The sequence below is a fragment of the Xanthomonas translucens pv. cerealis genome (assembly GCF_006838285.1).
GTDB classification, from domain to species: Bacteria; Pseudomonadota; Gammaproteobacteria; order Xanthomonadales; family Xanthomonadaceae; genus Xanthomonas_A; species Xanthomonas_A cerealis.
On record NZ_CP038228.1, the window covers coordinates 942,930 to 968,404 of the forward strand.

Consider the following 25,475-nt stretch of genomic DNA (forward strand, 5'->3'; position numbering starts at 1 on the left):
ACTGCGTCTCAACGCGTGCAGCGTATCACCGGCAAAAAAAAAGCCGCGGCCAGGCGCGGCTTTTTCCCGGGCGGGCCGGACTCAGGCCAGGCCGGCCTGCTTCATCACTTCGGCGGCGTAGTCTTCCACCACCTTCTCGATGCCTTCGCCCACCGCCAGGCGCTGGAAACCGATCACGTCGGCGCCGGCGGCCTTGACCGCCTGCTCCACGCTCTGGTCGGTGTTGAGCACGTAGGGCTGGCCGTACAGGGTAACTTCGTTGACGATCTTGGCGATCTTGCCGCTGATGATCTTCTCCAGGATGTCGGCCGGCTTGGCCTTGTCCTTTTCCGACATCTTGGCCAGCTCGATCTCCTTTTCCTTGGCGACGAACTCGGCCGGGACATCGGTGGCCTTCACGTGCGGCGGGTTCATCGCCGCGATGTGCATGGCGATGCCGCGGGCCAGCTCGATGTCGCCGCCCTTGACCTCGACCAGCACGCCGATGCGGCCGCCGTGCACGTAGGCGGCGACGTTGTTGGCGCTGTCGATGCGCACCAGACGGCGCACCTGCACGTTCTCGCCGACCTTGGCGATGACCGCGGCGCGGGCTTCCTCGACGGTCTCGCCGGCGGGCAGCTTGGCGCTTTTCAGCGCCTCGGCGTCGGCGGCGCCGGCGCTGAGTGCGGCCTGGGCCACGGCTTCGGTGAAGGCCAGGAAGTTGTTGTCCTTGGCGACGAAATCGGTTTCCGAGTTGATCTCGACCAGCACGGCCTTGCCGCCGTCCTGGGCCATCGCGATGCGGCCTTCGGCGGCGACGCGGTCGGCTTTCTTGTCGGCCTTGGCCAGGCCCGACTTGCGCAGCCACTCGGCGGCGTTGTCGATATGGCCGGCGTTCTCGGTGAGCGCTTTCTTGCATTCCATCATGCCGGCGCCGGTGCGCTCGCGCAGTTCCTTGACCAGGGAAGCAGTGATTTCCACGGGGTGACCTCACAAAAGGTGGGAAAGGGCCAGCTTGCGGCCGGCCGGTATTCTGGGAAACGGGCGCTTGCGGCGCCCGCGGACCCGGGCGCGCAGCGCGCGCCGGGTGGCGACTGCGCATGCTCGCGCAATCGCATGGCGCGCCGGTTACTCGGCGGCGGGAGCGGCTTCTTCGGCCTTCTTGCCGTTCTTGCGCGGGCCGCGGCCCTTGTCGTCGCCGGCTTCGCTGAACTCTTCCTCACGTACGCTGGCGGCGTTCGGCGCGGCGGCCTTGCCTTCCAGCACGGCGTCGGCGGCGGCGCGCGCATACAGCTGCACGGCACGGATGGCGTCGTCGTTGCCCGGGATGGCGTAGTCCACAAGTTCCGGGTTGTAGTTGGTGTCGACCACCGCGACCACCGGGATGCCGAGCTTTTTGGCTTCCTTGATGGCGATGTCTTCATGGCCGATGTCGATGACGAACAGCGCGTCGGGCAGGCGGTTCATTTCCTTGATGCCGCCCAGCGAGGCCAGCAGCTTTTCGCGCTCGCGGCGCAGGGCCAGGACTTCGTGCTTGACCAGCTTGTCGAAGGTGCCGTCGGTTTCGGCCGCTTCCAGTTCCTTCAGGCGCGCTACCGATTGCTTGACGGTGCGGAAGTTGGTCAGCGTACCGCCCAGCCAGCGCTGGGTCATGAACGGCTGGCCGCAACGTTCGGCTTCTTCCTTGACCGAGTCGCGGGCGCTGCGCTTGGTGCCCAGGAACAGGATGGTGCCGCGCTTTTGCGCGACGCTGGAGATGAAGTTCATCGCGTCGTTGAACAGCGGAACCGTCTTCTCGAGGTTGATGATGTGGATCTTGCCGCGCGCGCCGAAAATGTACTGGGCCATCTTGGGGTGCCAGTAACGGCACTGGTGGCCGAAGTGGACGCCGGCTTCCAGCATCTGACGCATGGTGACTTGGGGCATTGCTAGTGACTCCTGTTGGGGAACCGGCCATGCGCGGGCGGTGTAAGTGGAGTCCGCGCATGGACATGCAGGCCCTTACGAGGCGTGCACGACGATTCCGGGGTTGGGCCTCCCTGCAGCCTTACGTGACCGAACTCCTCGCGGAGCACCCCGGCACGGGCGATGGCAGCAGGTGTGGATTCGCCGGTGCGTCCGGCGTGGACGGTGTGCTGGCCCGGAGGGCGCAACGCAGCCGCAGAACTATAACGAGCCGCGGCCTTCGGCGCAAATGCGGGCAGGCCGGGTCATTCGGCCTGCAATGGCTGCAGCTCGGCCTGGTTGTCGAGGCGGGCGGCGAAATGGCCGCCGCGCGCGGCCCCGACCTCGGCCGGGAGCTGCCAGCGCTTCTGTTCCCCGGCCAACACATAGCCGGCCAGATTGCTGAACAGAGTCAGCTGGCGGCCGTCGGCGCTGATGAAGCTCAGATCGATCAGTCGCGCGTGCGCCTTGCCGCGGTTGCGCACCTGCAACTCATGGCCGTAGGCACCCGCGACCAGGCTGACGCTCAGCGCGGCGGCCGGCGCGGCACCGGGCGGCACCAGGAACACGGGCGTGGAGTAACGCAGCAGCAGGCGCGGGTCGGCAGGGCTGTTGTCCGGGGCCGGGCGTTCTTCCAGCACCAGGCGGTAGGCGAGCTCGCTGTCGGTCGCGGCTGGACCGATGCGCACCACCCGCAGCAGTTGCCGCCCCTGCGCAGGGATGTCGATCAGGCGCGGGCTGACCTGGACCTCGTCGGTCGGCTGCAACTGCTCCATGCCTTCGGCCTGGTGCCAGCGATAGAGCTGCGCCTGCGCCTGCCAGGGCCGGTCCTGGGTATTGTTCAGCCAGATCTCGGCTGTCTGCGCGCCGGGCGGCATCTGCACGATGGTCGGGCTGATGCGCACGCCAGCGGCCGCGGCCAGGCTCGGCAACAGCGCCAGCAACAGGCCGGCGATGCGTCCGCGATGGCGGCCGCCCACTTAGAACGCGACCGTGGCGTAGCGCGCATCCTGGCGCTGCACTCCACTGGCCAAGCTCAGGCTCAGCGCCAGCGCACCGGCGTTGGGCGAGGCGGCGCCGTCGATGCTGACCTGGTAGGGCAGCGGACGGCTGCAGGCCACCTGCGCGGCGGCCGCGCCTGGCTGGCTGCGTCCGGCGGTGTCGATCTCGCAGCTACCCAGCAGGCGGATGCCGACCCGGAACGCCGTGTTTTCGTTCGCACCGGGAATCTGCGCCGCCGCGCTCGCGCAGACGGCACAAAAACTGGCGAGCAGCAGCGATTGCATGAACGGCCTGGCGGTCATGGTGGCATTCCAAGGAGGACGCGACAGATAACGGCGTCCGGCGAGGCAACTTTACCGCGTCCGCGTCCGCGTTTAGCCCTCAGTAGGTAACCGTCACCTTGACCACGTCGCTGTAGCTGCCCGGGGGCGGGGTCTGCCCGGCCGGCACTCGGCCGTACAGGGTCAGCGACTGCGTATTGCCGGTGCCGGTGCCAGTCTGGGTGTCGCTGTTCAGGGTGCTGCCCCACCGTTGGCTGCGTGCCGCGTCGCGGTACAGCTCGTAGGTCAGGTACTGGCCGGCGGCGTTGCGCATGCGCCGGATGTTGCCGCTGGCGTTCTGCCCGTTGTCCAGGCCGACCTGCCAGGCGGTGCGCCGGCGGCAGTCCATGCTCAGCGCGGTGGTGTAGTTCAGCGCGGTATCGACAAGGCCGGACTGGCTGCCGAAGTCCAGGTCGGCGATGCTGGCGATGGTGCAGACCGGCGCCGCGGTGACCGAACTCACGAACGGGAACTGCGCCGCGGTGGCGCCGCCGGTGCCGCCGGTGGTGCAGGAGGCGGGCATGCTCGGTGGGGTGCCGATCAGCGGTTCGGAGTAGCGGTACTGCAGGTTGGTGAATGCCCCGCTGAAGTTGTTCTGGTACAGCCCGGTGGCGATGCCGCTCTGCAGCGGGACGCGCCCATAAATGGTGTAGGTGGCGCTGCCGCTGCCGCCAGTCAGCAGCGACGAATAGGTCAGGTCCACCTGCAGCGGGGTGGAGGCGTTCAGCGCGCTGCCCCAGATCAGGCTGCGCGCGCTGTCGCGGTACATCTGGAAGCCGAGGCTGTCGTTGAGCGGGTTGAGCATGCGCCGCGGCGCGATGCCCAGGCCGCCGCCCTGCGCGCCCTCGCCGATGTTCAGGCACATGCGCACGTAGATCGTGCCCAGGATGCTGAGCGCGCCGGTCTGGCAGGTGACTGTGATCTGCGCGTTGCTGTCGGTGGCGGCGCTGGTGGAGAGGGTGCCGAAGTCCAGCGCGGTGGTCGCCGCCGTGCAGGTGGTGGCGGCGCTGGCGCGCAGCGGCGCCAGCAGCGCCAGCAGGGCGGCGCAGCCCCATGCGGCGCGGCTCATGGCGCCAGCTCCGCGTTGCAGCGCAGCGGTCCCAGGCGGGCCGGGCGCTGCTGCGGTGTGTACTCGATGCGCATCTGGCACCGGCCTGCGGTCATCTCCACCTGCAGGTCGTTGCGGCCGGTCTTCAGGCCTTCCAGGTAGGCCTCGCCGTCGTAGCCGACCACCGCGTCGATCCCGGGACCTCGTACCCGGCTGCCGACCGGCAGCGGCTGATCCTGCGCATCGTGCAACTGCACCAGCACGCCGTTGCTGGTGCGGATTGGGAAGTCCACCACCACGCCGCTGCGGTCGCGCGGCACCACGATCTGGTCGATGCGCTCCGGGCGCATCTGCGGCGGCAACTGCATCGGATCGATCGACACCTGGTTGTGCTGCCAGCCCATCAGCGGGGTGACCATCAGGAAGCCGCGCGCGTCGGTGACGCCGATCGGGCGGTTTTCCAGCAGCACCGGCACGCCGGCGACGCCGCCGGTGGAGACCAGGGCGAAGGCCTGGTCGAGATCGCGGCCGGGGAACCAGCCGCCGCCGATCCGGGCCACGCCGCCGGAGGCCTCGGCATAGCCGTAGGTCTGGCCGCCGTAGCTGGCCAGGCCGGCGGCATAGCGCGCGTTCTCGCCGCGCCAGGTGGCCTCGGCCAGGCCGCCGGCGCTGTCCTCGCCGCTGCGCGCCTGCAGCCGCCAGCCGCTGCCGCCGTCGGCGGCGGCCGAACGGCTGAGGTCGGCGGCGGTGCTGAGACGGTCGCCGACCCGCTGCAGGGCGATGCTCGCCTGGCGCGCGCCGCTGAGCGAGATCGACCAGCCCAGGTACATGCTGCGGTCGCTGGCCTGGTCCAGATTCTGGTTGACGCTGAGATTGAGCGAGGACTGCCACGGCAGCGCCCGGGTCCAGAACAGGCTGGCGTAGCGCAGGTCGCCGCTGTCCGGGTAGGCCAGGCGCACATAGCTCAGCGCCACGTTGCCGATCTGCTCCCAGCTGACCCCGGCCAGCGCGCGTTCGCTGATCCGCGGCGGCGGCGCGCCGTACTGCGAGGCCACGTCGCGATAGCCGGGCTGCGCGCGCTGGGTGTCCATGGAGACGTTGAAGCGGCCGTTGTTCCAGCGGTAGCTGAGCGCGTACTGGTGGCCGCTGCGGCCATCGCCCTGGCTGTGCGCCAGCGAGGCGCCGACCACGCCGGCCCGCGGCAGCAGCCAGATGCCGCCGGCACCGGCGTTGCGCACCCCGGCGCCGGCCTCGGCGTGCGCCTCGGCGGTGAAGCGGGCGCTGATGCCGCGGCGCCAGCTGGCGCTGGCGACGGTGTCGCCGGCATAGTCGAAGGCCTCGCTGCCGTAGCCCTCGCGGACCCGGCCCAGCGCCAGCGACCAGTCGTCCAGGCCGTCGGCCAGCAGGTCCTGGGTGGCGTAGAACGGAAATTCGACCGAACGGCTGCGGCCATAGGCGTCGGTGATGACCAATTGCGCGTTGCCGGCGCCGTCCACGCCGGGCGCGGCGGACAGCTGGAACGGCCCGGCCGGCAGCTCCGAGCCGTACTGGCGGATGCCGTTGACGTACAGGTCCACGCTTGAGGGCACGGTTACTTCACCGAGGAATTCCGGCAGCGGGGTGGTCACGCGGTACGGCTGCAGGCCGAAATCGCGGCCCACGCGTATCCCGCCCAGACGCAGTGTGCGGCTCCAGCTGGTGCTGCTGCTCAGCGTGTCGCCGACCACTACGCTGGTCATGCTCTCGGGCAGCGACCACCACCACTGCGTGTCCAGGCGGATCGCCTGGCTGCGCCAGTCGCGCTGCGGCTCGCGGTACAGGCGGCCGACGAAGGATTGGCGGAACATGCCGCGGCCGAGCACGCCGTCGCCCAGGCCGAAGGCGCGCAGTTCGCCGCTCGCGGTGAGATTGCTGGCGCTGCCCTGGCGGCTGGCGTACAGGTCGTAGTCCAGCAACGCGCCGGGCGAACTGGTCGCCGGCAGCGCCGGGCCGCCGTCCTGCGCGTCGATCCGGGTCAGCGGCACGTCGAGTAGCGCCACCGGCGCATCGATCGCCAACTGCTGCAGGCCGGCGTCGTAGCGGTAGCGCACCCCGTCCAGGCTCTCCAGCGCGATCTTGGGGTTGGCATCGGCATCGATGCGCAGGCCGATCTGGCGCAGCGTGGCGGCATCGGCCTGCATGCGTTCGCCGTCGCGCTGGAAGCGGAACAGTCCTGGCTTGCGGGTCTCGTTGAGGGTGACTTCCAAGTACAGCGTTTCCTGTTCCACCGGTGGGCCGCTTGGCTGGGCGGCGGCAAGTTGTGCGGCGCTCGCCCACAGCGCCAGCAGCAGCTCAAGGAGCCTTTGCTTCCAGCGCAAGCGATTGAGCAATGGGTTCACCGTTGATCGTTGCCTTGAACGTGCCTTCGGCACGCGCGAGCGCAAGCGGGAGCGGCCAGCGCTTGTGTTGGCCGGGTAGCACGTAGCCGGCCAGGCCGTCGGCAATCGCGGCACGGGTGCCGTCGCTGGCGACGAAATGCAGGTCCACCAGTTGCGCGTGTTCGCTGCCGTTGTTGACGATTTCCAGGGCCGGCGCGCTGGCGTCGCGTATCAGCCGCGCCTGCAGCGCAGGCGTGGCGGCGGCCGCCGGCTTGACGAAGATCGGCACCGAGTAGCGCAGCACGAACTGCAGGCCGGATGCGCTGGCCGTGGCGTCGGGCGACGGCAGTTCGTCGACCAGCACCCGATAGGTGTCCTCGGTGCTCCTGGGCGCAGCGTCCAGGCGGATGATGCGCACCAGTTGCCGCGAGTGCGGCGCCAGTTCCAGCATCGGCGGGCTGATCGCGATCCGGTCGCTGGGGTCGAGCCGGTCCTCGCCGTCCTGCTGACGCCAGCGGAACACGCGTACCTGCGCCTGCAGCGGCTTGTCGCCGCTGTTGCTCAGCCACAGGCCTTGCGCCGACTCCTCCGCGGTCAGCTGCACGGAGGTCGGCGCGACCTGCAGACTGGCGGCCTGCGCCGCCAGCATCGCCGCCAGCCACAGGGCCAGGGCGATCGGCGAACGCAGCGCGAAGTAGGGTCGCGGGGACATGGAACGCTCCGGTTACCAGGTGACAGTGGCGGTGACGACGTCGCTATAGGAACCGGCAGGATAATTGGTGCTGGCGACCTGGCCGTAGACGACCAGGGGTTGTACCGCACCATTGCCTGTGCCGGCCTGGGTGTCGCTGCCGATGGTCGAGCCCCAGTTCTGGGTGCGCGCCGAGTTGCGGTACAGGGCGTACGGCACGCGCGCGGTGTTGCCCGCATCGGCGCTGCCCATGGTGCGCGCGGTCACCGTCGCGCCGGAGCCGCTGCCGGCGTTGAGCGCGATGTTGTACGGCGTGCCCGAGGTGCAGCGCACGTTCAAGGTGCCGGTGCTGTTGATCGAAGTCTGGGTTGAGTTGACGCTGCCGAAATCGACGTCGGTCGGTGCGGTCTGGATGTCGCAGACGCTGGTGATCACGATCTTGACGTTGAAGGTGCGCGAGTCGGTCTGGGCGGATGCCACGCCGGTTCCGGCGGCCAGCAACACGGCGATGGCGAGTGCACTGTGGAGAGTTTGCATGGGGTGAGGCTCTTCGGAATGACGGAGTCCGTCGGTGCCGAACCCAATGCAAAGTGCGGGCCAATCTGCAGTGTTCTGGATGGGCATCTAAATTTCGAAAGTGATGGGTTCAGCGCTTATCCCGGTTGTCATTTGTGAAGGCGGCGGAATCCCGGCCCGGCGCCGAAAAACCGTCAGTGCGAAGCGGCGCGTTCAGGAAGGCCGCGAATGAGCGATAATGGCGGGCATGACCGTCAATCTGAAAACTCCGCAGGACATCGAGAAGATGCGCATCGCCGGCCGCCTGGCCGCCGAGGTGCTCGACATCGTCGGGCCGCATGTGAAGCCCGGCGCGACCACCGCCGAGCTGGACCGCATCTGCCACGACCACATCGTCAACGTGCAGCAGGCGGTGCCGGCCAACGTCGGCTACCGCGGCTACCCGAAGACGGTCTGCAGCTCGGTGAACAACGTGATCTGCCACGGCATCCCCAGCGACAGCAAGGTCCTGAAGGATGGCGACATCGTCAACATCGACGTCACCGTGATCAAGGACGGCTGGCACGGCGACACCAGCCGCATGTACTACGTCGGCACGCCGTCGGTGATGGCGCGGCGGCTGGTCGAGGCGACCTACGAGGCGATGTGGCGCGGCATCCGCGCGGTGCGGCCGGGCGCCACGCTCGGCGACGTCGGCCACGCGATTCAGCAGTACGCCGAAGGCGAGCGTTTCAGCGTGGTGCGCGAGTACTGCGGCCACGGCATCGGCAAGGTCTACCACGACGAGCCGCAGGTGCTGCACTACGGCCGGCCCGGCGAAGGCCTGCTGCTGAAGCCGGGCATGACCTTCACCATCGAGCCGATGATCAACGAAGGCTCGCGCTATACCCGCGTGCTGCCGGACGGCTGGACCGTGGTGACCAAAGACCGCAAGCTGTCGGCACAGTGGGAGCACATGATCGCGGTCACCGAGGACGGCGTGGAAGTGCTGACCCTGTCGCCCGGCGGCCTCGGCGAGCCGTGAGCCTGCTGCCGGCCGGTAGCGATGCGGGCATGCCCGACGCGGCCGCCGACGATGCCGAGTGGGCCGCCGCGGCGCGGCACTTGCTGGCCCAGGCCGACGCGCGGCTGTGCAAGCGCTTCGACCAGGGCGACGACATCGACCGCTTGCTGGCGCTGCGCGCGCGCGCGCTGGACCAACTGATCAAGCATGCCTGGAACCGCTGCCTGCCGCGCGATGCCGGGCTGGCGCTGTACGCGGTCGGCGGCTATGGCCGCGGCGAGCTGTTCCCGCGCTCGGACATCGACCTGCTGGTGCTCGGCGAATCCGAGCGCCAACGCGCGCACGAACAGGCGCTGGCGCGGCTGTTCGCGCTGCTCTGGCATGCCGGCGTGCCGGTCAGCCACGCGGTGCGCTCGGCCGCGCAGTGCACCACCGCCTGCGCCGACCAGACCGTGCTGACCGCCTTGATCGAGGCACGCCCGCTGTTTGCCGACGCCGCCGCCAAGGCGGCGCTGGCCGCGGCGATCGCGCCGCAGCAGGTGTGGCCGCCGCGCGCATTCTTCCTGTCCAAGCGCGAGGAACTGCAGGCCCGCCACCAGCGTTTCGGCGACACCGCCGACAACCTGGAGCCGGACATCAAGGACGGGCCGGGTGGCCTGCGCGACCTGCACACGCTGGGCTGGATGGCCCTGCGCGCGTTCGGCGTGCGCGACCTGGAGCCGCTGGTCGGGCTCGGCCATGTCGGCAGCGACGAGGCCGCGGCGCTGCGCCGCGAGCGCCGCGAGCTGGCGCGCTTGCGCTACGGGCTGCACCTGGTCGCCAATCGCCCGGAGGAGCGCCTGCGCTTCGACTACCAGAAGACTCTGGCGCAGCGGCTGGGCTTCTCCGACAACGCCGAGAGCCTGGGCGTGGAGAAGATGATGCAGCGCTTCTACCGCAGCGCTGCGATCGTGCGCCGGCTCAGCGACCGCCTGCTGCAGCGCTTCGAGGAGCAGTTCGACGGCGAGGCGCAGCCGCAGCCGCTGGGCACCGGCTTCTCGCTGCGCCGCGGCTACCTGGCCGCCGATGCCGAAGCCTGGCCGCAGGCCGATCCGGTGCAGGTGTTCGCGCTGTTCGCGACATGGGCCGCGCATGGCGAGGTCCGCGGGCTGCATTCGCTGACCGCGCGCGCGCTGGCCGAGGCGCTGCCGCAACTGCCCGCCTACGACGGCGCCGGCGCGCTGGCGCGCGAGCGCTTCCTGGCCCTGTTGCGCGGCCCGCGCGCGGTGCAAACGCTGACCCGGATGGCGCGGCTGGGCGTGCTGGGTCAGTGGATCCCGGCGTTCGCGCAGGTGTCCGGGCGCATGCAGTTCGACCTGTTCCATGTGTACACCGTGGACCAGCACACGCTGATGGTGCTGAAGAACATCGCGGTGTTCGCCAGCGCCCGCGCCGACGATCGTTTCTCGATCGCGCACGAGGTGTGGCCGCGGCTGCGCAAGCCGGAGTTGCTGCTGCTGGCCGGGCTGTTCCACGACATCGCCAAGGGCCGCGGCGGCGACCATTCCGAACTCGGCGCGGTGGATGCGCGCGCGTTCTGCGCCGGCCACGGCCTCAGCGCGGCCGATACCGACCTGGTGGTGTGGCTGGTCGAGCAGCACCTGCGCATGTCGGTGACCGCGCAGAAGCAGGACATCTCCGATGCCGACGTGATCCACCGCTTCGCCACCCTGGTCGGCGACCGCGAGCGCCTGGACTATCTGTACCTGTTGACCTGCGCCGACATCGCCGGTACCAGCCCCAAGCTGTGGAACGCGTGGAAGGACCGGTTGCTGGCCGACCTGTACTTCGCCGCGCGGCGCGCGCTGCGCGACGGCCTGGAGCATCCGCGGCCGGTCGCCGAGCGGGTGCAGGAGGCGCGCGAGGCCACGCGCGCGCTGATGCACATCCAGGGCCACGACGATGCGGTCATCGACCGCCAGTTCGCCGGCATGCCGGACGAGAGCTTCCTGCGCTTCCGACCAGAACAGCTCGCCTGGCAGGCGGGTTCGCTGATGGAAGTGGAGCTGGGCGGCACCCTGGTCAAGGTGCGCCCGGTGACCCCCGACGACGACGCGTTGGAAGTATTCGTCTACTCGCCCGACCGCGACGGCCTGTTCGCCGCGATCGTGATGACCCTGGACCGGCGCGGCTACGGCATCCACCGCGCGCGCGTGCTCGACGCCCCGCACGAGGCGATCTTCGATACCTTCGAGGTGATGCCGGCCGACGCCTTCGCCAGCGGCGACACCGCGCAGCTGGAGGCGGCATTGCGCGAGGCGCTGTCCGGCGACCTAACCCGGCTGCGCCCGGCGCGGCGCGTGGTGCCGCGCCAGCTGCGCCATTTCCGCTTCGCCCCGCGCATCGAATTCCGCGAGAGCGTGGACGGCCGCCGCACCCGCCTGAGCCTGGTCGCGCCGGACCGGCCGGGGCTGCTGTCGAACGTGGCGCAGGTACTGCGCCGCCAGCAGCTGCGCGTGCACGATGCGCGCATCGCCACCTTCGGCGAACGCGCCGAGGACGTGTTCCAGATCACCGACGAGCACAATCTGCCGTTGCCCGATTCCTCCCGCCAGGCGCTGCACGCCGCACTGCAGGCCTGTCTGGATCCCGATACCCCGCCTGGAGAATCCCGCTGATGGCCACCAAGAAGCCTGCCGCCGCCAAGAAGCCTGCTGCCAAGACCGCCGCGAAGAAGGTCGCAGCCAAGAAGGTCGCAGCCAAGAAGGCGGCCGCCGCCGCGGCGTCCAAGCCCAGCGCCGCGCCGAAATCGCCGGCCATGACCGTGCGCGCCAAGCCCGCCGCCGTCCCCAGTACCGACGAACTGAAGTTCACCATCGACAGCGCCTTCGAGCGCCGCGCCGCGCTGACCCTGGACGAGATCGAAGGCTCGACCCGGCCGGTGGTCAAGCGCGTTATCGACGGCCTGGAAGCGGGCGAGTTCCGCGTCGCCGAGCCCGACGGGCATGGCGGCTGGAAGGTCAACGAATGGCTGAAGAAGGCGGTGCTGCTGTACTTCCGGGTCAACGAAATGGCGGTGGTCGAGGCGCAGCCGGCGCCGTTCTGGGACAAGGTCGAATCGCGCTTCGCCGGCTACCACGAGGCCGACTTCCGCAAGGCCGGCGTGCGCGTGGTGCCGGGTGCGATCGCGCGGCGCGGCAGCTACTTCGGCAAGGACGTGGTGCTGATGCCGAGTTTCACCAACATCGGCGCGCATGTGGGCGAGGGCAGCATGGTCGATACCTGGGCCACGGTCGGTTCGTGCGCGCAGATCGGCAAGCACTGCCACCTGTCCGGCGGCGCCGGCATCGGCGGCGTGCTCGAGCCGTTGCAGGCCGGCCCGACCATCATCGAGGACCACTGCTTCGTCGGCGCGCGTTCGGAAGTGGTGGAAGGCGTGGTGGTCGGCCACCACAGCGTGATCGGCATGGGCGTGTTCATCGGCCAGAGCACGCGCATCTACAACCGCGCCACCGGCGAGATTTCCTACGGCTACGTGCCGCCGTACAGCGTGGTGGTGTCCGGGCAGCTGCCGTCCAAGGACGGCTCGCATTCGCTGTACTGCGCGGTGATCGTCAAGCAGGTCGATGCCAAGACCCGCAGCAAGACCAGCGTCAACGACCTGCTGCGTGGCCTGGCCGATTGACGCATTTCCTTGTCCCACCGGGACCATGGCCCCCTTTTCGGGGGAAGGTGGCGCGCAGCGCCGGATGAGGGTACGTGCGTAGCGACGCGATGTGTGGCGCAAGTCGGTGTGCGACCTGCGTTCACCGCAGCGATGCTTCGCCGGTACCCTCACCCAACCCCTCTCCCAACGGGAGAGGGGCTTTATTCGCTTGATGGGACATTCCGATGACCACGCTGTACGGATTGAAGAACTGCGATACCTGCAAGAAGGCGACGAAGTGGCTGGACCGCTTCGGCGTGGCCTATGCGTTCGTCGATTACCGCGAACACAAGCCGAGCCCGGAGACCCTGGTCGAATGGGCCGGCAAGGCCGGCGGTTTCGATACGCTGGTCAACAAGTCCTCGACCACCTGGCGGCAGTTGCCCGACAACAAGAAGACGCCCGGCTCCGAGGCCGAATGGAAACTGTTGCTGCGCGAATACCCGCAACTGATCCGGCGGCCGGTGCTCATGACCGACGACGGCCAGCTCAGCCAGGGTTTCTCGGACAACGGCTTCAAGCAGCGCTTCGGCGTGGGCTGAGCCGGTGGCGCCGCTGTTCGCTCCCGGCACGAGCGGCTTCAGTCGCGACCGTATCGCCCGGGAGTTCATCGAAACCCGGATCAAGCGCCGTTGCCGGCATGCCTGGCCCCCTCCGTTCCTGTCGCGGCTGCAGCCGCCCCTACCGTGATTCCCCACCATGTCCGACGTTGTTGACCTCACCTGTGAACTGATCGCCCGCCCGTCGGTGACGCCCGACGACGCCGGCTGCCAGGCGCTGATCGCGCAGCGGCTGGCGCGTGCCGGTTTCGCCATCGAACGGCTGCGCTTCGGCGACGTCGACAACCTGTGGGCCACGCATGGCAGAGGCGCGCCGGTGCTGGCGCTGCTCGGCCATACCGACGTGGTACCGCCTGGGCCGCGCGAGGCCTGGGCCAGCGATCCGTTCGTGCCGCAGATCCGCGACGGCATGCTGTACGGCCGCGGCGCCGCCGACATGAAGAGCGGGGTGGCCGCGTTCGTGGTCGCCGCCGAACAGTTCGCCGCCGCGCATCCGGACCATCCCGGCACGCTGGCGCTGCTGCTGACCTCCGACGAGGAAGGCGACGCGCTGGACGGCGTGCGCAAGGTCGCCGAGAGCTTCCGCGCGCGCGGCGAACGCATCGACTGGTGCATCACCGGCGAACCGTCCTCCACCGAACGGCTCGGCGACCTGCTGCGGGTCGGCCGCCGCGGCAGCCTGTCGGCCACGCTCGCGGTGCAGGGCGTGCAGGGCCACGTGGCGTATCCGCACAAGGCGCGCAACCCGATCCACCTGGCCGCACCGGCCCTGGCGGAGCTGGTCGCGCGGCATTGGGACGACGGTTACGAGAGTTTCCCGCCGACCAGCCTGCAGATCTCCAACCTGCACGCCGGCACCGGCGCCAACAATGTGATTCCCGGCGAGCTGCAGGTGGCCTTCAACCTGCGTTACAACCCGCACTGGGACGCGCCGCGGCTGGAAGCGGAGATCGCCGCGCTGCTCGACCGCCACGGCCTGGACTACACGCTGCGCTGGCACCGCAGCGGCGAGCCGTTCTACACCCCGGAAGGGCGCCTGCGCAGCGTCGCGCGCGCGGTGCTGGGGGACTTCGCCGGCGCGGCGCCGGAAGAGAGCACCGGCGGCGGCACCTCCGACGCGCGCTTCATCGCGCCGCTCGGCGCGCAGTGCATCGAGGTCGGTCCGGTCAACGCCAGCATCCACCAGGTGGACGAGCACGTGCGCGTCGCCGACCTGGAGGCGCTGCCAGGGTTGTATCTGGCATTGCTGGAGCGGCTGTTGCAGTGAACCCTTGGGGCGGCCGCGCCGCCCGCCTGCGTTTGGCCGCGCCTATTCCTTGGCCATCGGCGTCGGCGTCAAGGTGGTCGCACGGCCGCCCTGGATCGCCGTTACGCGCTGCTCCGCATCGCGCACCTGCGCCCGATCGGCGAGCAGGGTATAGGTCAGTTCAAAGTCTGCATGCTGTCCTGGCTGCAACTGCTTCACCCGGCCCTGCGCGCGTTCGACCGTCACCGGGTACGCATAGCTGGTGCCAGGTTCGATTCCGGTGACGTATCCCTTTTTTTCGGTATCGGTGTTTTTCCACAAGGTCAGCACCGGCAACTGCTGGGTGTCGAAGGCGATGGACACGCCCTTGTCGCCGGCACGATTGACCAAGGCGGCCAAGGTCTTGCCGGCGCTGTCCGCATAGGGGGCGATGTTGAACACCTGCTCGTCGAAGCCGCGGGTCGGCCCCTGGTAGCGTTGCCATGCGTCCAGGCCGGCCTTGGCATAGTCGTTGAACGGGGACACCTCCCGCGCCGGCGCCAGCAGGCGTGCGCCTTGTTCGAGAATCGGCCGCCCGAAGTTGCTGTGGTAGATGATCTGGTAGTCCTGGGCATAGTCGCCGGCGTTGCTCAGCACGTCGTGGATGGTGAACGCATTGCTGCCCGGGACGTAGCGCAATTCGGTCCAGGTTTCGAGTTGCGACTTCTTGAAGCTGCGCTCCTTGAGCAGCCCGCGCACGCTGATCGCATACGGCGCGTGCTCGTCGATGTCCACGATCACCTTGGAGGCGGGCGTATTGCCGGCGCGGCCATGCAGGGTATACAGCATGCCTTGCGCGGTGACCGGATGGCCGGTCCATTCATAGCCGCAACGCACCAGCATCTCGTTGAAGCCTTCCAGCCAGCCGAGGCCGTTGCGGCTTTCCAGGGTGATGCTATTCGGATTGACCACCTCGTCCACCGGGGAGTCCCAGCCCAGGCGTACGCCCTTGCCGGTGACGTGCAGCAGGCCCATGCCGCGGGTCGGGCTCAGCACGATGACCAGGCCGTCCTCGCTGCGGATGGTGATGATCTTGCTGCCTTCCTGACGGCCGCCGTGCAGCACGCTCTGTTCGATGCTGAAGTTGTGCTCATGGATTCCCAGCGCCTGGCTGTCGATGCGCCAGTCGCCTTGCGCCTGGTTGGCTTGCGTGTCGGTCAACACGATGCTGCGTGCCGCCGCCGTGGTGGGCAGCAGCAGCGCCGCTGCCCAGATCAGACATGTTTTCATCTATTGACTACTCTGGAGTTGCGGCCGGGGCATGGAACGCGACGGTCCTTGGCCACGGCGTGATAGGGCAAGCAGGCGCGACGTTGCGAACGCGCCTTGCCGGTTGCCGCAAAACGGCGTGCGCGAGTCTAGCAAGCGCAGTGCCGCCAGTTGCTGCGAACCCCATGCGCTCGCTGCATTGGCTACGGCATGCACCGCGCGTCGGCGCTGCTCCTGCCTCGGTCGCCGCTGTGCAGCCGGGCGGGCGTTCATCGTTGCCCTTGAAACAGTTGCGCCATTGCGCCGGCCGGGTTACGTTCGCCGCATGATCTCAATCTCAGCCCCCAGCCCGATCATCGCCAACGGCCGCAATAATGCGCTGGCGAATAATCGTGCGCGGCCGATGCGGGTCTGCGACTAGGCGCTACCGAAACACCACGCCAGTCTCCAGAAAACCCGCATCGGCCGATGCGGGTTTTTTTATGCGTGAAATCTTTCGCCGCAGCGCGGTGCCGGCCGGCAACCGCTGCAGACCATCGCCGCAACGACCTGCTACCCCCACACACCATCCAGGAGCTTTTCCATGTGTTCGATCTTCGGCATCTTCGGCCTGCAACCCGGCGACGACCTGCAGGCGCTGCGCAGGCAGGCGCTGGACTGCTCGCAGCGGCAGCGCCATCGCGGTCCGGACTGGAGCGGCGTGTATGTCGACGACGGCGCGATCCTGGTGCATGAGCGTCTGGCCATCGTCGATCCGGCCGGCGGCTCGCAGCCGTTGCTGTCCGAAGACGGGCAACTGGCGCTGGCGGTCAACGGCGAGATCTACAACCACCGCGAACTGAAGACGCAGCTGACCCAGCCGTATACGTTCCAGACCGGCTCGGATTGCGAGGTGATCAATGCGCTGTACCGCGAGCAGACGCCGGCCGCGCTGCTCGACCGGCTCAACGGCATCTTCGCCTTCGCCCTGTGGGACAAGGCCGCCGGGCGCGTGCTGATCGCGCGCGACCCGATGGGCGTGTGCCCGCTATACTGGGGCCACGACACGCACGGCCGGCTGCGCGTGGCCTCGGAGATGAAGTCGCTGGTCGACAGCTGTGCCGACGTCGCCCAGTTCCCGCCGGGCCATTACTACGACAGCGCCAGCGGCGAACTGCAGCAGTACTACCGCAAACCGTGGCGCGACTACGCCGCGGTGCAGGGCGTGCAGGTGAGCAAGCAAGAGCTGCGCGAGGCGTTCGAGCGCGCCGTGCACCGCCAGCTGATGACCGACGTGCCGTACGGCGTGCTGCTGTCCGGCGGCCTGGATTCGTCGCTGGTGGCGGCGGTGGCGGCGCGTTTCGCGCGCAAGCGCATCGAGGACAACGACGAGGCCGAGGCCTGGTGGCCGCGCCTGCATTCGTTCGCGATCGGCCTGAAGGGCTCGCCCGACCTGGCCGCTGCGGCGATCGCCGCGCAGTCGCTGGGCACCGTGCACCACGGCTTCGAATACACCTTCGAGGAAGGCCTGGACGCGTTGCCGGACGTGATTCGGCACATCGAGACCTACGACGTCACCACCATCCGCGCCTCCACGCCGATGTTCCTGCTGGCGCGGCGGATCAAGGCGATGGGGGTGAAGATGGTGCTGTCCGGCGAGGGCAGCGACGAGATCTTCGGCGGCTATCTGTATTTTCACAAGGCGCCGAACGCGCGCGAATTCCACGAGGAACTGATCCGCAAGCTCGACGCGCTGTACAACTACGATTGCCTGCGCGCCAACAAGTCGATGATGGCCTGGGGCGTGGAGCCGCGGGTGCCGTTCCTGGACGTGGAGTTCCTGGACGTGGCGATGCGCATGGACGCGCAGTACAAGATGATCGACAAGACCAGCAGTGGCGCGATCCGCATGGAAAAAGGCGTGCTGCGCGAGGCGTTCGAAGGCTATCTGCCCGATTCGATTTTGTGGCGGCAGAAGGAGCAATTCAGCGACGGCGTCGGCTACGGCTGGATCGATGGGTTGAAGGCGCATGCCGAGACGCAGGTCAGCGACCGCGAATTGGCCGCGGCCGACAAGCGTTTCCCGGTCAACCCGCCGCTGACCAAGGAAGCCTATTACTACCGCACGCTGTTCGAGCGTGCGTTTCCCACGCCGGCCGCGGCCGAAACCGTCCCCGGCGGCAAATCGATCGCCTGCTCCTCGCCGGCGGCGATCGCCTGGGATGCGAGCTTCGCCAACGCCGCCGACCCGTCGGGGCGTGCGGTGGCCGGGGTGCACGAGCAAGCCTTGGCTTCGTGAGCCGGCGCGTCCCGCCGGCAATGGCCGGTGGGATCGGGACCAGGGACCGGGGACCCGGAAATGCCCGATAACGCGATCTGAAGCTCTACCGGCTTCCGTTCTTCCGGTCCCCGGTCCCGCGTCCCGTCACCTATTCGAAACGCATGCAGCGCCCGTAATGGTCCGGCTGGATGTCCACGCCGGAGGCGTCGGCCTGGTTGTTCTTGTGCCACAGGTTCTGGCGGAAGTCCGGACCGCTGCAGTTGGCGGCGCGGTCCACGCCGATCGTGTAGGTGTAGGGGTTGCCCTGGAAGGTGTTGTTCTCGAAGGTGTTGTCCTGGCTCATGCTGTTGTCCCAGCACAGGATCTCCGGGGTACGCTGGCGGATTGAGCAGGCCAGGTAGATGCCGGAGCCCTTGTTGCCGGTGAATTGGTTGCCGACGAACAGGTTGCGCCGCGCATCGGCCAGGTACACGCCCTGGCTGCCGTTGCGCTCCAGTCGGTTGTTGCGGATCTCGCTGTCTTCCAGGTGCTCGGTGGTGATGCCGGCGGCGACGTTGTCGTGGATGTAGTTGTCGATCAGCTTGACCTTGGACGTGCGGTTGAACGACACCCCATCCCAGGTCGCGCCGGAGACGTCGTTGCGCTCGATCAGCAGGTCGCGGCTGTCGTATTCGCTGAGCAGGCAGGCGCTGCGGCACTTGCTCACGCGCAGCCTGGACAGGCGGATGTTCTGGCCGGCGCGCACCACCACCAGGCTGTTGCTCAGATACGGGCGCTCGGGCATGAATTCCTTGTCGGCACCGCCGCCGACGATCTGCAACTGCTCGACCACGACATCGCGGATCGGCCGCTGCGGGCGCTCGTTCTGGTAGTCGCCGACCACGATGACCGGCTGCTGCACGCCGTCCTGCATGCGCAGCACGGTGGCGTCGCCCTGGCCGCGCAGGCGCAGGCCGTCGCGCTGCAGCGACAGCAGCTTGGTCACGTGGAAATCGCCGGCGGTCAGGCACACCGTGGCCGGCTTGCCGTCGTTGGGCACGCGATCGACCGCGGCTTGCAGGTCGTCGCCTGGTTCGGCGCGCACGCTGCAGTCGGTGGCGGCGGGTGCGGCGGCCGTGGCGCAGCCGCTGGTCAGACAGGTGGCGAGCGGCAACAACAGGGCGAGCAGGGGACGGGAATTCATTGGGGGACAGGCTCCGCTTGGGGGAGAGACAGGCGCGGCGATCGGCCGCAGGCGCCGCGCAGCTGGCGACATGGCGTGCAGTTGCCGTGTGCGGGTGGCGCGGCAATCGCCGATTATCGCGCAGGTGGCCGTAAGCTGAGCGTGTAGCGGGCCGGGCCGGGCAGGAACGGCGAGGCGCGGCCTTGCACCCAGTCGTCGTGGCCGGCCCCCCAGAACGGCGACAGCGGATGCTCGCTCTGGCCGCCGGGCATGTGCGCGATGCCGTCGGCCTCGTGGCCGGGCGCGACCACCATGCGCTCGGAGGCGCCGAAGTCCGGACGCTGCACCCGCGGCATGTCGTTGTCGCCGGGCAAGGCCTCGGTCGGCATGCACAACCAGCGCCGCAGCACTCCCGGCAGCGAGCGCGCCAGCGGATGGCAGACCGCGGCGATGTTCTGCTCGCCCCAATGGCGCTGCGGCAACGGCGCGTCCTGGCCGGGTTGGTCGCGCACTTCGGTGGCGGCGTCTTCCAGCAAGGCCTGCCAGCTGGCGTAGCGGCGCGGCAGCAGATGCGGCGGCTGCTGTTGCAGCATCGGCCAGGCCACCGCTTCCAGCTGCGGCAACGGCGGCATGGCGTAATCGGTTCCGAGCGCGGCGCGGGCCGGCGCGATCAGGCCGTCGCGGATCCGGCTCAGCAGCGCCAGGCGCCAGGCGCGTACCAGCCGGTAACTCGCCGAATCGGTACTGGCGCGGCCTTCCCAGTGCTTGCTGGCCTGCGCCAGCGCGTGCAACGCCGGCGTGGCGGCGCCGGCGTCGCGTTGCTGCAGCAACGTCCACCAGCGTTGCAGCAGTACCGCGCGGTCGTCGAGCTGGATCGCCAGCAACTGGCGTTCGTCCAGTTGCGGATGCAGGTGCAGGTCGTCGCGGATCTGTTGCGCGCGCGCGCCCAGCGCGTAGCCGCCGTCGCCGAGCAGTGCCAGCTCCTCGCCGCCGACCATCCGCGCATTGGCGCTCCACAGTTGCCCATCGGCCGGATCGATGCGTTGCGGCGAATGCGCGCTGGAGACCGGCCACGGCGCGCAGCGCTGCGCTGGCGGCACCGCCGCGCTGACGTCGAGGACCAATGCGTCGCTGGCGCAGTTGGGTCCGCGCAGCGGCAGCGCGCCGAGCACGCGCCAGCCGATATGTCCGGCGCTGTCGGCCAGCAGCATGTTCTGCGCCGGCGTGGCGATGCGCTGCGCGCTGGCGAAGGCGCTGGCGAGGGAATCGGCACGTGCCAGGTCGGCCAGGCCCAGGTTCAGCGCGCCGGGCAACTGCGCCACCCAGCGTTGCGCCAGTGCGCTGCCGTCCGGCTCGTGTTGCAGGATCGGGCCGTACGCGGTGTCTTCCACGTCCAGCGCGACATCCAGGCCGCCAGCCACCTTGATCCGCTCGCGGTGGTGGACGACCGCGGTGCAGCCGGGCTGCGGCGTGGCCGCGCACGGCGTCAAGCGGTACCAGTCGCTGGTGTCGGCGTAGCTGTTGGTGAAGCCCCAGGCGACGTGGCCGTTGCTGCCGACGATCACCGCCGGCAGGCCAGGCAAGGAAAAACCGGTGATGTCCACGCGGCCGCCGGGCGCCTGCGCGTCGGCGTAGCGCAGCCGCACCCGGAACCACAGGCTGGGCGCGCCCAGCTGCAGATGCATGTCGTTGGCGACGATGGCGCGGCCGTCGGCACTGCGGCTGCCAGCGATGGCCCAGTTGTTGCTGCCGGCTGCGACGTGGTCCGCGGTGCTGGCGTCGCGCGGGGCATCGGGCAGCGTGCGCAGATTGACCTGGCTGGCGTCGGGCAGCGTGGCGTCGCCGCGCGCCGCGGCGTCCAGCGCCGCGTCCCAACTGCTGCCGTCGTGGCGCAGCAGTGCGAACAGCGGCGCCGGCAGGTGCTGTTGCAGGCGGTACAGCGACAGTTCGCGGTCGAGCTGGCGGCCTTGCAGGTCGAAATACATCGCGTCGCCGGCCAGCACCGAGTCCACCGCTTGCCAGTCGCGCGGCGCCTTGACCAGCAGCAGGTAGGGCCACGGCCGCACCCGCAGCGCGTGCAGGCCGTTGTTGACGCCGGCGCTGTAGGCCTGCAGCGCCGCGGCATGGCTGCCGCCGAAGCTGGCCAACTGTGCGGCGGCGCGCGCGCGCAGGCGGTGCATGCGCCGCTGCTTGTCCACCCCGAGCGTGGCCTTGCCGACCAGCTCCGACAGTTCGCCTGCCGCGGCGCGGCGCATCAGGTCCATCTGGAAGTAGCGTTCCTGCGCATGCACGTAGCCGAGCGCGCGCATCGCATCGGCCTCGTTGCCGGCGTCGATGGTGACCGTGCCCAGCGCGTCGCGCTGGATCTGCACCGGCGCCGCCAGCCCGTCCAGATCGGCCTTGCCGTCGAGCGTGGCCAGACTGCCGCGCAGCAGCAGCCACATCGCCAGCGCCAGGCCGATCGCCAGCGCCGCCAGCCACAGCATCCTTCGTTTCCACTTGCTCTGCATACAAGCATCTCCGCCGGCCAATCCTCGATTCTAGATGCGACTGCGTGTCGTTCTTGCGTACATCCGGCTTGCGCTCGCGTGGGGTTGGGGCGTGGTCAGCTTCGCCCGCGCCGCTGCGCCGATGGAATCGGGATGCTAATGATTCCGATTGGAACGCGGGCCGCGCGGCTCGGGCACTATGGCGGCCTTAGCTGACACGGAGCCTGCCCCATGAAGGGACATCCTGAAGTTGTGCAATGCCTGATCGAGTTGCTGCGCGGCGAACTCGCCGCACGCGACCAGTATTTCATCCACTCGCGGCGCTATGAGGATCAGGGCCTGCAGGCGCTGTACACGCGTATCAACCACGAGATGGAAGAAGAGACCGAGCACGCCGACGCGCTGCTGCGGCGCATCCTGTTCCTGGAAGGCGACCCGGACATGCGCCCGCATGCGTTCGAACCCGGGCGCACGGTCGAAGAGATGCTGGAAAAAGACCTGAAGGTCGAATACGAAGTGCGCGCGAACCTGGCCGCCGGCATGAAACTGTGCGAGCAGCACGGCGACTACGTAAGCCGCGACATCCTGCTCAAGCAGCTGCAGGACACCGAAGAAGACCACGCCTGGTGGCTGGAGCAGCAGCTGGGCCTGATCAAGCGCCTGGGCATGGCGCTGTATCAGACTTCGAAGATCGGTGGGAGTGGGGTGTAACGCCAACGGGGACCAGGGACCCGGAAGAGCAAGGCGTTTGAGCAGCGCGAAGTTTGCTCATGCAGAGAATCCGCCACGCATGGCCGATCAGTGCTTTGCCGGGTCCCTGGTCCCGGCTTCTCCTCACTCCACCGCCAGATCATCCACCTTCTGCCACCCGCGCGGCAGTAGTCCGCCGCGGCTGGCGCGCACGCCGAGGTAGGCGTCCAGGTCCTTGAACGACAGCGACATGGTGCGCTGCCCGCTTTTCACCAGCAGCGTGTTGCCCGCCGCGACCGCGGCGATCGCCACCACCCGCTCGGTGCCGAGCTTGGCCTTGGGGATGTCGATGATCTTGTTGCCCTTGCCCTTGTCCAACTCGGGCAGGTCGGCGATCGGGAACGCCAGCAGATGGCCGGCGCTGGTCACCGCGACGATGCGGTCGGTGCCGGCGTTGCTCACCGAGGCCGGCGGCAGCACCTTGGCGTTCGGGGTCAGGTTGAGCATCGCCTTGCCGGCCTTGTTGCGGCTGGTCAGGTTCTCGAAACGGGTGACGAAGCCGTAGCCGTGCGAGGACGCCAGCACCAGCCGGCTGTCGTTCTCGCCGCTGGCCATGGCCTGGAACGAGGCGCCGGACGCGGGAGAGAAACGCCCGGTCAGCGGCTCGCCGTTGCCGCGCGCCGAGGGCAGCGAATGCGCCAGCGTGGAGTAGGCGCGGCCTTCCGAATCCAGGAACGCAACCTGCTGCGTGCTGCGCCCGCGCACCGCGGCCAATAGGCTGTCGCCGTCGCGGTAGGACAGGCCGGCCGGGTCCACGTCGTGGCCCTTGGCCGCGCGGATCCAGCCTTTTTCCGACATCACGATGGTCATCGGCTCGCTCGGCACCAGCTCGGTCTCGTCGATCGCCTGCGCCGCGCCGCGCTGTACCAGCGGCGAGCGCCGCGCGTCGCCGAATTTCTTTGCGTCGGCGACCAGCTCGTCCTTGATCATCTTCTTCAGCCTGGTCTTGCTGGCCAGCACCGCCAGCAGCTGTTCGCGCTCCTTGGCCAGCGCGTCCTGCTCGCCGCGGATCTTCATCTCCTCCAGTCGCGCCAGCTGGCGCAGGCGGGTTTCCAGGATGTAGTCGGCCTGGTCCTCGCTGAGCGCGAAGCGTGCGATCAGCGCCGGCTTGGGCTCGTCCTCGCTGCGGATGATGCGGATCACTTCGTCCAGGTTGAGGAATGCGACCAGCAGGCCTTCCAACAGGTGCAGGCGGCGCTCGACCTTCTCCAGGCGATGGTTGAGCCGGCGCACCACGGTGTCGCTGCGGAAGCGCAGCCATTCCTCCAGCAGGGTCTTGAGGTTCTTGACCTGCGGGCGGCCATCCAGGCCGATCACGTTGAGGTTGACCCGGTAGCTGCGCTCCAGGTCGGTGGTCACGAACAGGTGGCCCATCAGTTGCTCGGCGTCGACCCGGTTGGAGCGCGGCACCAGCACCACCCGCACCGGATTGGCGTGGTCGGACTCGTCGCGGATGTCTTCCAGCCACGGCAGCTTCTTGGCGCGCATCTGCTGCGCGATCTGCTCGATCACCTTCGACGGCGACACCTGGTAGGGCAGCGCGGTGATCACGATGTTGGCGTGTTCCTTCTGGAACGTGGCGCGCGCACGCACGCTGCCGTGGCCGGTCTCGTAGATCGCGCGCAGGTCGGCGGCGGGGGTGATGATCTCGGCGGTGGTCGGGTAATCCGGGCCGCGCACGTGTTCGCACAGGTCGGCGACGCTGGCGTTGGGATCGTCGAGCAGGCGGATCAGCGCGCTGACGATCTCGTTGAGGTTGTGCGGCGGCACGTCGGTGGCCATGCCCACGGCGATGCCGGTGGTGCCGTTGAGCAGCAGGTGCGGCAGCCGCGCAGGCATCCAGGTCGGCTCGTCCATGGTGCCGTCGAAGTTCGGCGACCAGTCCACCGTGCCCTGGCCGAGCTCGCCGAGCAGCACTTCGGCGATCGGGGTCAGCTTGGATTCGGTGTAGCGCATCGCCGCGAACGACTTCGGGTCGTCGGTGGAGCCGAAGTTGCCCTGGCCCTCGATCAGCGGGTAGCGGTAGGAGAACGGCTGCGCCATCAGCACCAGCGCCTCGTAGCAGGCGCTGTCGCCATGCGGGTGGTACTTGCCGATCACGTCGCCGACGGTGCGCGCGGACTTCTTCGGCTTGGCCCCGGCATTCAGGCCCAGCTCGCTCATCGCGTAGATGATGCGCCGCTGTACCGGTTTCAGGCCGTCGCCGAGGAACGGCAGGGCGCGGTCCAGCACCACGTACATGGAGTAGTCGAGGTAGGCGCGTTCGGCGTATTCGCGCAGCGGCAGCTGTTCAAAACCATGGAAGGCGGGGCGGGCGAGATCGGTCATGCGCGGGGAATACCTGTAGGGGAACGCGGCGGCGGACGCCGCAGGTCAGCCGGTCGATTATCCGGATGCGGCCGGCGATGCCAAGCCGCGCGTAATGCCGCCCGCTGGCGAAGCTGAGCCCGGTCTGCTCGCGCAAATGCCGGCTCAAGCTGCGCGGCGACAGCTCCGCCCACTGTGCCCACTGCGCCGGGAAGCGGCCATCGGCAAAGGTGGGGGCTAGCAATTGCGCGGTGATCCGCGGCAGGCGCTCGCTGTGGATCGGCGCTCGAGCGGCGCCTGGCGCAGTGCGTTCAGCAGCATCGCGCAGATCTCCGCTGTTGGTCCGCGTTCAGGGAACGTGGCTGCACGCCAGCGTTGCACGGCTGCAACACAGCATTTACTTATTTTTGCGATATTTTCTTGACATATATTTCCAAATGAAAATAATTGACGTCCATGAACTGCGCTCCCTCCCATCCCGGTCCGCCGTCGTTCGGCCTGCTGCTGCGGCAGGTCCGAGACGGGCTGATGCGCCGCCTGGACGATTCCATGGCCGAACTCGAGCTCGGCCTGGGCTTCAGCCACTACATCGGCATGAAGGCGCTGGCATACATGTCGCCATGCACCGCCAACGAGTTGGCCCAGGCCATCGACCAGAACCCCAGCGCGGTTACCCGCCTGCTGGACAAGCTCCAGGACCTGGGCTGGGTGCGCCGTGAAGCGCATGCGCAGGACCGCCGCGCGCTGCAGATCGTGTTGACCGACGAGGGCCGCGCGCTGTGGAAGCAACTCAAGCAACGCGGCGACGACGCCATCTCCAGCGCCTTGCGCGATCTCTCCGCCGACGAGCGCGACCACCTCACGTCCTTGTTGACGCGCGTCCGCGACTCCCTCAATTCGCCATGACT

The 25,475-nt window shown here is 68.7% G+C and carries 20 protein-coding genes and 1 pseudogene; 8 read left to right on the forward strand and 13 right to left on the reverse strand.

Going from position 1 to position 25,475, the window contains the following annotated elements:
* Positions 1-81 precede the first annotated feature (81 nt).
* The 8 genes from tsf to E4A48_RS04200 all read right to left on the reverse strand — a co-directional run bounded on the left by tsf (position 82) and on the right by E4A48_RS04200 (position 7,878).
* Positions 82-960 (reverse strand): translation elongation factor Ts, encoded by an 879-nt coding sequence (gene tsf / locus E4A48_RS04165; protein ID WP_039005337.1) that lies wholly within the window; start codon positions 958-960, stop codon positions 82-84.
* A gap of 147 nt (positions 961-1,107) precedes the next feature.
* Positions 1,108-1,905 (reverse strand): 30S ribosomal protein S2, encoded by a 798-nt coding sequence (gene rpsB / locus E4A48_RS04170; protein ID WP_039005336.1) that lies wholly within the window; start codon positions 1,903-1,905, stop codon positions 1,108-1,110.
* Positions 1,906-2,189: 284 nt separating this feature from the next.
* Positions 2,190-2,903, reverse strand: coding sequence for a fimbrial biogenesis chaperone (locus E4A48_RS04175; protein ID WP_058361325.1), 714 nt, complete (start codon positions 2,901-2,903; stop codon positions 2,190-2,192).
* A complete protein-coding gene (locus tag E4A48_RS04180; protein WP_039005334.1) occupies positions 2,904-3,227 on the reverse strand; it encodes a Csu type fimbrial protein in 324 nt (107 codons plus the stop codon).
* Positions 3,228-3,306: 79 nt separating this feature from the next.
* Positions 3,307-4,314: a Csu type fimbrial protein gene (locus E4A48_RS04185; RefSeq protein WP_142741936.1), complete on the reverse strand. Its 1,008-nt coding sequence runs from the start codon at positions 4,312-4,314 to the stop codon at positions 3,307-3,309.
* Positions 4,311-6,671 carry a fimbria/pilus outer membrane usher protein gene (locus tag E4A48_RS04190; protein WP_235426682.1) on the reverse strand — a complete coding sequence of 787 codons (2,361 nt, stop codon included), beginning with the start codon at positions 6,669-6,671 and terminating at the stop codon, positions 4,311-4,313. Before E4A48_RS04190 ends, E4A48_RS04185 begins: the two co-directional genes overlap by 4 nt.
* Positions 6,625-7,362, reverse strand: coding sequence for a fimbrial biogenesis chaperone (locus E4A48_RS04195; RefSeq protein ID WP_142741937.1), 738 nt, complete (start codon positions 7,360-7,362; stop codon positions 6,625-6,627). The genes E4A48_RS04190 and E4A48_RS04195 overlap by 47 nt, the downstream gene beginning before the upstream one ends.
* A gap of 12 nt (positions 7,363-7,374) precedes the next feature.
* Positions 7,375-7,878 (reverse strand): Csu type fimbrial protein, encoded by a 504-nt coding sequence (locus E4A48_RS04200; protein ID WP_003467162.1) that lies wholly within the window; start codon positions 7,876-7,878, stop codon positions 7,375-7,377.
* 226 nt (positions 7,879-8,104) lie between these two features.
* Between E4A48_RS04200 and map the strand changes: the two genes are divergently transcribed.
* The 5 genes from map (at position 8,105) to dapE (ending at position 14,372) form a co-directional block, all read left to right on the forward strand.
* On the forward strand, positions 8,105-8,881 hold the full coding sequence (gene map, locus E4A48_RS04205) for a type I methionyl aminopeptidase (RefSeq protein ID WP_039005331.1): 777 nt from the start codon (positions 8,105-8,107) through the stop codon (positions 8,879-8,881).
* A gap of 29 nt (positions 8,882-8,910) precedes the next feature.
* Positions 8,911-11,517 (forward strand): [protein-PII] uridylyltransferase, encoded by a 2,607-nt coding sequence (locus tag E4A48_RS04210; protein WP_039008790.1) that lies wholly within the window; start codon positions 8,911-8,913, stop codon positions 11,515-11,517.
* Positions 11,517-12,524 carry a 2,3,4,5-tetrahydropyridine-2,6-dicarboxylate N-succinyltransferase gene (dapD, locus tag E4A48_RS04215; RefSeq protein WP_058196218.1) on the forward strand — a complete coding sequence of 336 codons (1,008 nt, stop codon included), beginning with the start codon at positions 11,517-11,519 and terminating at the stop codon, positions 12,522-12,524. The genes E4A48_RS04210 and dapD overlap by 1 nt, the downstream gene beginning before the upstream one ends.
* A 206-nt stretch (positions 12,525-12,730) precedes the next feature.
* Positions 12,731-13,087, forward strand: a complete 357-nt coding sequence (locus tag E4A48_RS04220) for an arsenate reductase (RefSeq protein ID WP_039005328.1) — start codon at positions 12,731-12,733, stop codon at positions 13,085-13,087.
* 157 nt (positions 13,088-13,244) lie between these two features.
* Positions 13,245-14,372: a succinyl-diaminopimelate desuccinylase gene (gene dapE, locus E4A48_RS04225; RefSeq protein ID WP_039005326.1), complete on the forward strand. Its 1,128-nt coding sequence runs from the start codon at positions 13,245-13,247 to the stop codon at positions 14,370-14,372.
* Positions 14,373-14,414: 42 nt separating this feature from the next.
* Here dapE and E4A48_RS04230 read toward each other — a convergent pair whose 3' ends face one another.
* Complete coding sequence (locus E4A48_RS04230; RefSeq protein WP_039005324.1) at positions 14,415-15,620, reverse strand: aldose 1-epimerase family protein; 1,206 nt, start codon at positions 15,618-15,620, stop codon at positions 14,415-14,417.
* 562 nt (positions 15,621-16,182) lie between these two features.
* Here E4A48_RS04230 and asnB point away from each other — a divergent pair.
* Positions 16,183-17,877 (forward strand): asparagine synthase B, encoded by a 1,695-nt coding sequence (gene asnB, locus E4A48_RS04235; RefSeq protein WP_039005322.1) that lies wholly within the window; start codon positions 16,183-16,185, stop codon positions 17,875-17,877.
* A gap of 130 nt (positions 17,878-18,007) precedes the next feature.
* On the opposite strand, the gene E4A48_RS04240 is transcribed toward asnB, so the two are convergent.
* On the reverse strand, positions 18,008-19,042 hold the full coding sequence (locus E4A48_RS04240; RefSeq protein WP_039005321.1) for a right-handed parallel beta-helix repeat-containing protein: 1,035 nt from the start codon (positions 19,040-19,042) through the stop codon (positions 18,008-18,010).
* A 113-nt stretch (positions 19,043-19,155) separates the two neighbouring features.
* Positions 19,156-21,531: a penicillin acylase family protein gene (locus E4A48_RS04245; protein WP_142741938.1), complete on the reverse strand. Its 2,376-nt coding sequence runs from the start codon at positions 21,529-21,531 to the stop codon at positions 19,156-19,158.
* A gap of 210 nt (positions 21,532-21,741) precedes the next feature.
* On the opposite strand from E4A48_RS04245, the gene bfr reads away from it, so the two are divergent.
* Positions 21,742-22,221, forward strand: a complete 480-nt coding sequence (gene bfr / locus E4A48_RS04250) for a bacterioferritin (protein ID WP_039005319.1) — start codon at positions 21,742-21,744, stop codon at positions 22,219-22,221.
* Positions 22,222-22,344: 123 nt separating this feature from the next.
* Here the strand turns inward: bfr and parC are convergent, their stop codons facing one another.
* Entirely contained in the window at positions 22,345-24,588 is a 2,244-nt protein-coding gene (gene parC / locus E4A48_RS04255; protein WP_142741939.1) for a DNA topoisomerase IV subunit A, read from the reverse strand.
* 82 nt (positions 24,589-24,670) lie between these two features.
* Positions 24,671-24,835 (reverse strand): annotated as a pseudogene (locus E4A48_RS21550) (AraC family transcriptional regulator); the annotation flags it as partial.
* A 188-nt stretch (positions 24,836-25,023) separates the two neighbouring features.
* Here E4A48_RS21550 and E4A48_RS04260 point away from each other — a divergent pair.
* Positions 25,024-25,473 (forward strand): MarR family winged helix-turn-helix transcriptional regulator, encoded by a 450-nt coding sequence (locus E4A48_RS04260; protein WP_039005316.1) that lies wholly within the window; start codon positions 25,024-25,026, stop codon positions 25,471-25,473.
* Positions 25,474-25,475: the final 2 nt, after the last annotated feature.